Genomic DNA, 11,414 nt, shown 5'->3' with positions numbered 1-11,414 from the left:
GCTCCGCATGCTCATTCGACGCGCGACCAGCCGCTACCGCTGGGACAGCCGCCCGAGCACCCGACGCCTCAAGTGATCCATTTGCCGGTCGGTCTTAGCAGAAATCAACGAGTTGCCCCAGGTCATAAGGCAGTTCCGCAAAGACGCACCGACTGCGCCGCGATGGATGGCCTGCCTAAAAGGCCATCCACCTGGGCCAGGCCGAGGCCCGCAGAGGCCAGCGATTTGGCGCCGCTGGTCCGTCCGTTCGTCGCGGGCTGTCAGACCCACCTGGCAGGCTTCACCCTCCGGTACAGCAAGAGCGACGGACTTGAGGTGAGCAGTGCCTGACACAAGCGATGAGACAGCGGGCGCGCTGTCGTTCGACCTGACCACACAGCCCTGGATTCCGGTGCTGAGACAGGACGGTGCCCAGGACGAACTGTCGCTGCGCGAGGTGTTCGAACAGGCCGGCACCCTGCGCCGGCTCGTCGGGGACCTGCCCACCCAGGAATTCGCCCTGCTGCGCCTGCTGCTCGCCCTGGCCCACGACGCGTTCGACGGGCCACGAGACGCCGAGCACTGGGCAGATCTATGGGCGGATGAAAACTGCTTCGCGCCCCTGGCCGCCTATCTCGACGAACACCGCCCCCGGTTCGACCTGCTCGATGCCCATGCACCGTTCTTCCAGGTTGCCGGGCTGCACACGGCGAAGAACGAGGTCTTCGCACTCAACCGCATCGTGGCCGATGTCCCCAACGGGGAACCCTTCTTCAGCTCCCGGATGCCCACCGTCGACCGGCTCACGTTCGCCGAGGCCGCCCGCTGGGTCGTCCACACACACGCCTACGACACCTCCGGCATCAAGACCGGTGTCGTGGACGACGACCGGGTCAAGGGCGGCAAGGTGTATCCGCTCGGAGTCGGCTGGGCCGGCAATCTCGGAGGAGTCTTCGCAGAGGGGCACACACTGCGGGAAACCCTCCTGCTCAACCTCGTGGCTCCGGCCGACACCCCCGGCCTGAGTTCCGACGGCGACCACGACCTTCCTGCCTGGCGGCGCGAGGCGTGCGGGCCGGGCGAAAGTCCGAAGCGTCCGCCCACGGGCGTACGTGACCTGTACACCTGGCAGTCGCGGCGCCTGCTCCTGCACGCAGACGCCGACGGCGTGCACGGCGTGGTCCTTGGCTACGGTGACCCGCTCACCGCGCGCAACAAGCACGTCTACGAGCCGATGACCGCCTGGCGGCGCAGTGCTGCGCAGGAGAAGAAGCATGGCGAACCCCTGGTCTACATGCCCCGCGAACACGACCCGGCCCGCTCCGCCTGGCGGGGGATCGCCTCCCTGATCGCCGACCGGACCGAGGCGTCCCAGGGCGCGGAAGCCGCGAGCTATCTGCGGCCCAGAGTCCTCGAGTGGATTGCGCGTCTGGTGACAGAAGGCGAGCTGGAGGAAGGCTTCCTCGTTCGGGCCCGGATCGTCGGCGCCCAGTACGGCACGCAGCAGTCCGTCATCGACGAGGTCGTCGATGACCACATTTCCATGGCGGTGGTCCTGCTCCACCAGCAAAAACGAGAGTTCGCCGAGCAGGCCGTCGGCGCCGTCACCGATGCCGACGACGCCGTCAAGGCACTCGGCGACCTCGCCACGGACCTCGCCCGCGCCGCCGGCACCGAGACCGAAGGACCCGGTGCCACGGCACGCGATCTCGGATTTGCAGCACTCGACACTGCGTACCGCACGTGGCTGGCCGACCTGGCCGGCCATGGCGACCCGTACGAGCAGCGCACCGAATGGCAGCGCCGGGTGCACCGGATCGTGGGCAGGCTCGGCGACCGGCTCATCACCGAGGCCGGAGACGCCGCATGGCAAGGCCGGACCATCACGGTCAAGAACGGCACCGAGTGGCTCAACTCCGCTCTCGCGGGCAAGTGGTTCCGATCCCGCCTGGACAGGTCCCTGGGCCACCCGAATCTTCCCGACCAGCCATCGGGCGCAGACAGTGCCCCGGTGACCGAGACCGCCACGAAGGTGCACGCATGACGACCGCCACCGCTCCGCCCACCGTCCGCCGGCGCGTCGAACAACTCGCCGGCGAACGCATCACCGCACTCCAGCGCGGATATCTGGCCGACGAGGCCACGGCCGTTGCCGCCCTCGCCAGGCTCCGCAGAGGTGCGGGCCGCGAAGCCGGACAGCTCCCCGACCTGTGGAACCTCATCGACACCACCCCGCTGCACGAACCGCACAACGGCGCCCGCACGTTGAGCGAGAGGGAACTGGTCTGCGCCGAAGATGCCCTGCACGTGGCCCTCACCTTGTGGGCCCTGCACCAGCAGTCCCGCCGCGAGGCCCAAATGCACCAGAGCGGCAGCCGCGGAAAGCCGCGCGGAGTAGGCGCCGCCGTGCGCCGCATGATGAAGCCGGGCGAGATCGACGAACCCCTGCGCAAACGCCTGGTCCGAGCCGGAACGGCACCGGATCTGACCGCCCTCGCCCAGCGCCTGCGGGACATCGTCCTGCTGCTGCGCCGCGACCAGTTCCCGCTCGACTACGCGCTGCTCGCCGGACAGCTCTACCGCTGGCAGCAGCCCGGCGGTCCGGACGACGTACGCAGGGAATGGGGCCGGTCGTTCCACGCCTGGCACGAAGAGGACCAGAAGACCGGGGAACAGACACCCGTCGGCGCCCCGGCCACGACCACCGACACCACTGACACAACCCACACCGACAAGGACACCTCGTGACCCGCTTCTACCTTGACGTGCACGCCCTGCAGACCGTCCCGCCCAGCAACCTGAACCGGGACGACACCGGTGCCCCGAAGACCGCGGTGTACGGGGGAGTGCCGCGGGCCCGAGTCTCCAGCCAGGCATGGAAGAAGGCCACCCGGGACTACTTCAAGGCCGAGAGCCTCCTCGACCCGAGCGAACTGGGCGTGCGCACCAAGAAGGTCGTCGAGGTCCTCGCCGACCACATCTGCGACGCCGACCCCTCACAGGGGCAGGCCGACGCCCTGAAGCTGGCGGCCGAGGTCATCGTCGCCACGGGCTTGAAGATCGAGGCACCCAAACGCAAGGGCTCTGCGAAAGAAGGCGCCGAGGACGATGCGGCGGAGCCGGTACCCCAGTCCAAGTACCTCATGTTCCTCAGCGCCCGCCAGCTCGACGGACTCGCCCGTCTCGCCGTCGAAGGAGCCGCGGACATCAAGGCGTTCCTGAAGGACAAGGACAACAAGGCCCGGGCCAAGCAGATCGCCGACACCCGCCACTCCGTGGACATCGCACTGTTCGGCCGTATGGTCGCCGACTCCGCCGACATCAACGTTGACGCCGCTGTCCAGGTCGCCCATGCCATCAGCGTTCACCGGGTCGAGAACGAGTCCGACTACTTCACGGCCGTCGACGACCACAACAAGGACACCGAGCCGGGCGCCGGAATGATCGGCACCGTCGACTTCAACTCGGCAACCCTCTACCGCTACGCAGCCCTCGGCGTCCATCAGCTGGCCGCCAACCTCGGCGAAGGACTGCACGAAGACGAGTCACGCACCACCCCGGTACGCCGCGCCGTCGAAGCCTTCGTCCGCGGTTTCACCGAGTCGCTGCCGACCGGCAAAATCAACACCTTCGGTCACCACACGCTCCCTGACGCCGTGATCGTCAAGCTTCGCACCACCCGCCCCATCAGCTTCGTCGCCGCCTTCGAGGAGCCCGTCCGCGGCAACCAGGGCGGCCACGTGTCCGAGGCATCCGCACGGCTGGCGGAGTACATCCCCGACATCGAGCGGGCCTACGGAAACGAGGACTCCACCCTCACATGGGTGCTCCGCGTCGGCCCGAACACACAGAAACTCGCCGGCATCGGAACCGAATCGGCGAGCATCAACGAGCTCGTCACCTCGATCGGCCAGGCCGTCGCCGAGCGCCTGGAGAAGCCCGCATGAGCGTGCTCACCCTGCGACTGGCGGGCCCCCTGCAGTCCTGGGGGGCCTCCGCCCGTTTCACCCGCCGTATCACCGAGTCCGCGCCGACCAAGAGCGGCGTGATCGGCATGCTCGCCGCAGCCTCCGGCATCGAACGCGGCGACGACGAAGCCCTGGCCAGCCTGGGCGCACTGCACTTCGGCGTACGCATCGACCAGCCAGGCACCCGGGTACGGGACTTCCAGACTGCACACCACGGCGTCACGGGTACCTCCATGCCGCTGTCCGAGCGGTTCTACCTCGCCGACGCAGTCTTCGTCGCAGCCCTCGAGGGCGACGGGGCACTGCTCACCACCCTGCACGCCGCCCTGCGCGCACCGGTGTACCCGCCGTTCCTGGGCCGCCGCTCCTGCCCACCAGCCCACCCGGTCGAACTCGGGCTCTACGACGGAGTCTCACTCCACCAGGCACTCACGGACGAACCATGGCAGGCGGCCCCCTGGTACCGCCGACAGCACCACCGAGACGCCACGGTGTCCCTCGTCGTCCTGCGCGAGGCTAACGAGGACGAACACGACGCGGACTTCCAACGCGACCAGCCCCTCAGTTTCGCCGCCGAACACCGCCGGCACGCCCTGCGCACCGTGGTCAGCAGGACCGTGGACATCCCCAACCCAGCTGCCGCACCCCGGCATCCCCGCCACGACCCGTTCGAGGCCCTGGAGGACAGCGCCTGATGTTCCTGACCCGCTTCCGTGTGAACACCGCGCGCCCCGGCGCCCGCCGCCTGCTCTCCTCCCCCCAGGTGCTCCACGCGGCAGTCATGGCGTCGTTCCCCGGCCTGCTCCCCACAGACACGGCCGCCCCCGAGGGACCACGAGTGCTGTGGCGGCTCGACCAGAACGCGCGGGCCGAGGTGCTGCTGTACATCGTCAGCCCGGCCCGGCCCGACCTCACCCACCTCGTGGAGCAGGCCGGCTGGCCCGCGGCGGCCACCGACCCGGAGACTCCCGGCTGGCAGACCAGGCCGTACGCCCCGTTCCTCGACCGTCTGACCGCGGGGGAGAGCTGGGCATTCCGGCTGACCGCCAACCCGGTCCACCACATCCGCCGCAAGGCGGACGAGCCGAAAAAGCGCACCGCCCATCTCAATCCCGTGCATCAGATGGCGTGGCTCCTGGACCGCCAGGAGCGCGGAGGCTTCCGCATCCTCGAGAAGCCGGACGGCAAACGACTGCTGCCCGGCGGAACGACGTTCAAGAAGTACGAACACCCTGGGGACCAGTACGAACTGACCGTCCGTGACAAACGCGACCTGTCCTTCGACAAGTCCCGCAGCGCCGGCACCCGTGGGAGGTCCGTCAGCCTTGTGACGGTCACCTTCGACGGCCGTCTCGAAGTAACCGACCCCGCCGCGCTGCGCAGCACCCTCACACAAGGGATCGGCAAGGCGAAGGCGTACGGCTGCGGCCTCATCACCCTGGCACCACTCACCAGCACGGGGTGAAAGAGTGACAACGGTCTCCCAGCGCACTGCCCTCACCCCACGCCACCTCACCCGCACCGGTGAACGGCTGTCCTTCATCTACCTGGAGCGCTGCACAGTGCACCGGGACGCCAATGCCATCACCGCCGAGGACGCCGACGGCACCACCCACATTCCGTCGGCGACCATCGGCACCCTGCTCCTGGGCCCCGGCACCCGCATCACACACCAGGCAATGACCGTCCTCAGAGAAACCGGCGCCGCCGTCGCCTGGGTAGGGGAGCAAGGCGTGCGCTACTACGCAGGCGGGCGCGCCCTGACCCGCTCATCCGCGCTTGCCGAGGCCCAGGCCATGCAGTGGGCGAACGTCCGCAGCCGATTGGCCGTCGCCCGCGCCATGTACCAGCTGCGGTTCCCCGACGAGGACCCGGCCGGGCTCACCCGTCATGGACTCCTCGGCCGCGAAGGCCGCCGCGTCAAGGACTGCTACCGGGCCCAGGCGGCCCGCACCGGAATCCGATGGCACGGCCGCAAATACACCCCAGGTGACTTCGCCGCCGGCGACCCGGTCAACCAGGCCATCACCGCCGCCGCCCAGTGCATGTACGGCATCGCCCATGCGGTCGTGGCATCCCTCGGCTGTAGCCCTGCGCTGGGTTTCGTCCACTCCGGCCACGAACTGTCCTTCGTCCTCGACATTGCCGACCTCTACAAGACCGAAATCGGCATTCCCCTGGCCTTCGACATCGCCGCGGAAGACGAAGAGGACGTGGCCTCCCGCACCCGCAGAGCCCTGCGTGACCGCATCAACGAAACGTCCCTGCTGGACCGCTGCGTGGACGACATCAAAAGACTCCTGTTGCAGGACGGCCCAGGCCCCGCAGTCTCCGGCGACCAGGATGTCGTCACGCTCCAGAGCGACGGAGACCGCAAGGTTGCAGCCGGCCGCAACTACGGGGACACGACGGACAGCGATGAGGACGAGGCGATGCTCTGGTGACCGTGATCGTCCTCACGAACTGCCCCGTCGGTCTGAGAGGGTTCCTCACCCGCTGGCTGCTCGAGATCTCCGCAGGCGTCTTCATCGGCAACCCATCGGCAAGAATTCGCGACGTGCTGTGGGACGAGGTACAGCTGTACGCGGGCCAGGGAAGGGCGCTGCTTGCCCATACGACGAACAACGAGCAGGGCTTTACCTTCCGGACCCACGAACACAGTTGGCTCCCGATCGACCATGAAGGACTGACGCTGATTCGTCGTCCGAACGCTGAGGCAGCACCGCGGAAGGACAGCGATGGCCCGAAGACGGGCTGGAGCAAAGCATCCAAGCGGCGCCGCTTCGGGAGGGCATGAATGCCGACAATGCATTATTCAGGTTATTTGCCGGAATCTATGAAAGTACTCCAGAACCGTTCGCGCCCGCGCTAAAACCGCAGGTCGCGGAGTCTGCTCCCCGCACCCGCGGGGATGGTCCCGTGACGACCGACCGGGAGCAGGCGATGCGCCGCTGCTCCCCGCACCCGCGGGGATGGTCCCAGGTCGCGGTTGAGGGCGTTGTAGGTCACGGGCTGCTCCCCGCACCCGCGGGGATGGTCCCATGCCGCCCACGGTCGTCGACGAGCAGCTCGTCTGCTCCCCGCACCCGCGGGGATGGTCCCGCGGCGACAGCCACCGCAGCGGCACCCGCACCCTGCTCCCCGCACCCGCGGGGATGGTCCCAGGGCGACGGCGGAGACGACGGCGGCCAGCGCCTGCTCCCCGCACCCGCGGGGATGGTCCCCGGCTCCAGGGCCAGCTCCCCGGGCACGCCGGCTGCTCCCCGCACCCGCGGGGATGGTCCCTTTCTGCACGACGCGGCGCTGGACTGTTAGAGCTGCTCCCCGCACCCGCGGGGATGGTCCGGCTCATGAGATGCCGGATCACAACGATGCGCTCTACTCCCCGCACCCGCGGGGATGGTCCCTCCGGTTCTTGGTGGTCAGCTGCGGTTGGGGTCTGCTCCCCGCACCCGCGGGGATGGTCCCGGTGAGCAGCTGCTCGTCGTCGACAGCGACCGCTGCTCCCCGCACCCGCGGGGATGGTCCCTGCTACCGGCTGAGCGACCACAGCTTGTTCTCCTGCTCCCCGCACCCGCGGGGATGGTCCCGTGGCCTACTGCCGCGATATCGAGGACATCCACTGCTCCCCGCACCCGCGGGGATGGTCCCCTTGGACTCTTCCTCTTCCCGGTACGCCCTGACTGCTCCCCGCACCCGCGGGGATGGTCCCACCTCGTGCCCCCTGGCGCATGCTCGCGCAGTCTGCTCCCCGCACCCGCGGGGATGGTCCCGCCCCGCCGTACTTCGCAGTTGGCGACGGGACCATCCCCGCACCCGCGGGGATGGTCCCGGGTTCGGCGGCCAGAATACGTGGGAATTCAACTGCTCCCCGCACCCGCGGGGATGGTCCCGGTGAGCGCCTTCTCGCCTGCGGTGTAGATCGCTGCTCCCCGCACCCGCGGGGATGGTCCCTATGTGGACGCCATCGAGGGCCTGATGCGCATCTGCTCCCCGCACCCGCGGGGATGGTCCCTGCTTGTCGTTGGCCCCGGCGAGCGCGTTGACCTGCTCCCCGCACCCGCGGGGATGGTCCCTCCGCGGTGTGGTGGACCAGCCCGGTCTCGTACTGCTCCCCGCACCCGCGGGGATGGTCCCGCTGCGCGTCCGCTCCTCCGCTTCCGCGAAAACTGCTCCCCGCACCCGCGGGGATGGTCCCCGGCTGTTCAACAACCTTGGCGGCGCCGTCAACTGCTCCCCGCACCCGCGGGGATGGTCCCAGTGGCGTACGCAGAGAAGCGCGGGAAGAGCTCTGCTCCCCGCACCCGCGGGGATGGTCCCAACGACACCAGCATCGAGGGTTACGGCGGCCGCTGCTCCCCGCACCCGCGGGGATGGTCCCTACGTCGTCCCCGCAGGCGGCGACGTCCGGGCCTGCTCCCCACACCCGCGGGGATGGTCCCGCGAGCATTTTCGGCTCGCTCAGCGCCGGCAACTGCTCCCCGCACCGCGGGGATGGTCCCAACATCTGCAGCAAGACCGCCACCAGCGCGGGCTGCTCCCCGCACCCGCGGAGATGGTCCCGCCTGGCTGCCGGAGAGGTTCGCGCCGTTGATCTGCTCCCCGCACCCGCGGGGATGGTTGTGGCGATTGACTCCAACTGGGGTGATGGCCTGGGGGTTTGGGCTGCGCTGAGGCGTATGGTGTGTCGCCACTCATGATTCTGAACTTCTTCTCGTCTCGGGGCTGGCAGTCCTGGGACATCGAGCATCGGCCGCTGATCCCCGAGGGGATGCCCGTACTCATAGACGACGACCTGCGCTTCGAGGACGGCCCGGCCGCGCCGCGTCCGACGGCGGTAGTGAACCGGTGGTTGCGTGAACTCCCGTCCAGCGGGGCGCCAGCTCCGAGCTCGTGGGAGAACTACGCGCGGGTGGTCAAGGAGTGGCTGGAGTTCCTGGCCGAGCACGGGTTGGGTCTGTTCGACTCGCGGGTACGGCTGAAGGCTGCGTTGAGCCGGTACGCCGAGCATCGGGCGGCGGGCCCGTTGAAGGCCCCGTTCGCGGCGGCGACGTGGGGCCAGCACATGAGCATCCTGTCGCTGTTCTACCGGTGGGCGATACACGAGGAGTGCGCGACGGCCGAGCCGTTCACCTGCCGCGCCGCGCGGGCCCTGTTCGCCGGGACCGGCCGGGAGGTGAAGGTGAATCTGGCGGTCCGCCGCACCCCGAAGCCGCACGTGACGATCAAGTACTTGGAGCCGGACTTCACCGAGCTGTTCCGCAACGGACTGCGCGGGCTCGCGCCAGACGGCTCGCAGGACACCGGCTTCCACGGGCGGGAGCTGACCCGCAACGCGGCGGTCGGGGATCACGCGCTGGCCACCGGGATGCGGCTGCAGGAGTTCACCTATCTGCTGCCCTGGGAGATCCCCGCCCTGCCGCCGGAACCGACCGCGGTTCCCATTCCGTTCCCGGTGCCGGCCGGAATCACCAAGGGCAAGAAGTTCCGCACCACGTGGACCTCTTACGAGGCCCTGGCCGGGCTGCACGATTATGTCGAGCTGGACCGGGCTGCCACGACGGAGGGCTCACTCTGACAGCCGCCGCGGCGATGGGGTGAACCACTGAGGGTGACCGAACCGGACGCCCGGGGAGGGCTGATCAACGGGGTCTGGCGCCCCTGGGAGTCACTGACTCCGGCCGAGCGGCGTCGCCTGGTATCCCCGGAGGGTGGTTCATGCCTGCTGGCGGTGAAGAACGGCGGCGGTCGATTCACCGCCTGGGCGACGGTCTTCGAGCGGACCTCCGACCGGATCCCGGCCCGCTTCGAGCCCCGGTTCCCGCACGTCTGGGCCGTTCACGGGTTCATCTCGGAACGGTTCACGAGATCCCGGTCAGACGGTCACCGTCTGACCGGGATCTCGTCGTTTGAGCTCCTGCTTGTGTGAAAGTCAGCCTGCCGGGCCGTTGGGAAGCGCGGCGGTCCGCGTCGGAACGGACCGGGGGTCGGGATGCGGGCATGCCGCGGGGACCGCAGGCGTGGAGGCAGGCTCCTGCGGTCTTGCGACGTGTCGATCTTCAATTACCTGGAACGTGCCCGCTCAGGGGCTGCGGCTCAGCAACTGAGAGCGGGGCGCGCCCGTCAAGTTGATCGTCGGGTAGGGCAGGAGGACATCGTTCGGCTCGAGGTCGAGGCCGGTGATCGCGCTTTGCTTGCTGGCGGCCAGGTACTGCTCGAGTCCTCGCCGGAAGTGGGGTTCGTTGATGCAGCGGGCGGCTCTGTCAAGAGGGCATCCAGCGCCTGACACCAACGGCTGACACCAACAGGCACGAACTTCGGCGATCAGCCCTGGACCCCGGCGAACCACCGTCCGAGGACTTCAAGCGATCGACCGATGTCGCTGACATCCCATGATCGACCTGATAAGGATGAGCCCACAGATCAAAGCGTGCCTTGGCAGCTAGGTCCTGTCCGGCCGACCATGGAATGGTCGGACATTTGAGGGGCTCAGCAAGTGACGGCTGCACCGCTTCCGCGGTGGAAGGACTCCTGCCCTGGCGTGCTGGTGTGCCACGATGGCCCCGGGGAGGCGCGATGCAGTATGTGGTGCTGGGCGCGTTCATCGCGTTTGCTCTGGCTGTAGCGATAAGTGGTGTGGCCGCACTTCTCACCGGATGGATCCATCCATGGGAGCGAGCCCAGGTCCTGCGTCCTGTGCCTCATGGGCTCGGTCAAGTGCTCACGGGAAGCGGCCTCTGCTGTTTTTTTCAGTACTGGAAGCGTCCTGCTCGGCGTGTCCCGATTTCCAGGCCGCTGAGGCTGCTCACGATCGGAGCCAGATGACGACGGCTGCGGCCCAGTCGGCACCACTGAGTTGAGCACGCCCGTGTACATCGCCCGCCCGTGGATCATCCGTGGACTTGACCGGATAGGGCCTCTGACCAGGCAGGTACCTGACACCCCGAGCGCCCTCCTGAACCGCGTGCTACTCAGCAGGATGCATGGCGTTCAAGACCGTTGACGAGGCACGGTGCTCCTCGCAGACAGCCCACCAGCTGTCGCCGCCCTTGTCCTTCACATGAACGCTCCAACTCGCTTCGCGGCTACAAGGAGCACCCCAAGCGCAGCGCTGTTGATAAGACTCCGTGCCGGCAGCATGCTTCTGCTGGACCCACTTGATCGGTCGCTCAACGAGTTCCACGAGACCAGTGAAGCGCTTCTCTCGGCCTGCCACAGTCGAATGCGTGTAGAAGTTGGAAGCCGGTAGGTGCTGCCCCGGCAACACGGCAGGTCAGAACACCGTTGCACCGCATGCACCAGGCGCCTTCTAAGGACTCAGATCAAAAAGAGGCTGTCAGGCGTCGCCAGCAGATGATCGCGCAGCCGAGGCTGAGGAAGGCTTGGTGGATGTCGGCGCGGATCTCCCAACGGATGCGCAGTCGGCGGAACCAGTGCAGGAGGGCGAAGGCTGCTTCCACGACCCAG

Annotated in this window: 8 protein-coding genes, 1 pseudogene and 1 CRISPR repeat array; of the genes and pseudogenes, 8 read left to right on the top strand and 1 reads right to left on the bottom strand. The window is 68.3% G+C overall.

Annotated elements, in window-relative coordinates:
* Window positions 1-322 precede the first annotated feature (322 nt).
* The 8 genes from casA (at window position 323) to ACWCP8_RS40455 (ending at window position 9,525) form a co-directional block, all read left to right on the top strand.
* Window positions 323-2,023 (top strand): type I-E CRISPR-associated protein Cse1/CasA, encoded by a 1,701-nt coding sequence (casA, locus tag ACWCP8_RS40490; protein ID WP_451121523.1) that lies wholly within the window; start codon window positions 323-325, stop codon window positions 2,021-2,023.
* Window positions 2,020-2,727, top strand: coding sequence for a type I-E CRISPR-associated protein Cse2/CasB (gene casB / locus ACWCP8_RS40485; RefSeq protein ID WP_451121521.1), 708 nt, complete (start codon window positions 2,020-2,022; stop codon window positions 2,725-2,727). The genes casA and casB overlap by 4 nt, the downstream gene beginning before the upstream one ends.
* Window positions 2,724-3,926: a type I-E CRISPR-associated protein Cas7/Cse4/CasC gene (cas7e, locus tag ACWCP8_RS40480; protein ID WP_451121519.1), complete on the top strand. Its 1,203-nt coding sequence runs from the start codon at window positions 2,724-2,726 to the stop codon at window positions 3,924-3,926. Before casB ends, cas7e begins: the two co-directional genes overlap by 4 nt.
* Complete coding sequence (cas5e, locus tag ACWCP8_RS40475; RefSeq protein ID WP_451121517.1) at window positions 3,923-4,642, top strand: type I-E CRISPR-associated protein Cas5/CasD; 720 nt, start codon at window positions 3,923-3,925, stop codon at window positions 4,640-4,642. The genes cas7e and cas5e overlap by 4 nt, the downstream gene beginning before the upstream one ends.
* Window positions 4,642-5,412 carry a type I-E CRISPR-associated protein Cas6/Cse3/CasE gene (gene cas6e, locus ACWCP8_RS40470; protein ID WP_451121515.1) on the top strand — a complete coding sequence of 257 codons (771 nt, stop codon included), beginning with the start codon at window positions 4,642-4,644 and terminating at the stop codon, window positions 5,410-5,412. The genes cas5e and cas6e overlap by 1 nt, the downstream gene beginning before the upstream one ends.
* A gap of 4 nt (window positions 5,413-5,416) precedes the next feature.
* Entirely contained in the window at window positions 5,417-6,391 is a 975-nt protein-coding gene (gene cas1e / locus ACWCP8_RS40465) for a type I-E CRISPR-associated endonuclease Cas1e (RefSeq protein WP_451121513.1), read from the top strand.
* Window positions 6,388-6,744: a type I-E CRISPR-associated endoribonuclease Cas2e gene (gene cas2e / locus ACWCP8_RS40460; RefSeq protein ID WP_451121511.1), complete on the top strand. Its 357-nt coding sequence runs from the start codon at window positions 6,388-6,390 to the stop codon at window positions 6,742-6,744. Before cas1e ends, cas2e begins: the two co-directional genes overlap by 4 nt.
* Window positions 6,745-6,837: 93 nt before the next feature.
* Window positions 6,838-8,389: direct repeats of the CRISPR family, unit length 29 nt; unit sequence CTGCTCCCCGCACCCGCGGGGATGGTCCC.
* A gap of 254 nt (window positions 8,390-8,643) precedes the next feature.
* Window positions 8,644-9,525, top strand: a complete 882-nt coding sequence (locus ACWCP8_RS40455; protein ID WP_451121509.1) for a site-specific integrase — start codon at window positions 8,644-8,646, stop codon at window positions 9,523-9,525.
* A gap of 1,744 nt (window positions 9,526-11,269) precedes the next feature.
* Here the strand turns inward: ACWCP8_RS40455 and ACWCP8_RS40450 are convergent.
* Window positions 11,270-11,414, bottom strand: a pseudogene (locus ACWCP8_RS40450) (IS5/IS1182 family transposase); the annotation flags it as partial.

The sequence above is a fragment of the Streptomyces sp. NPDC002206 genome (genome assembly GCF_053593595.1).
The sequence above is the reverse complement of the archived record's forward strand: the minus strand, read 5'-3'. Positions and strand labels throughout refer to the sequence as shown.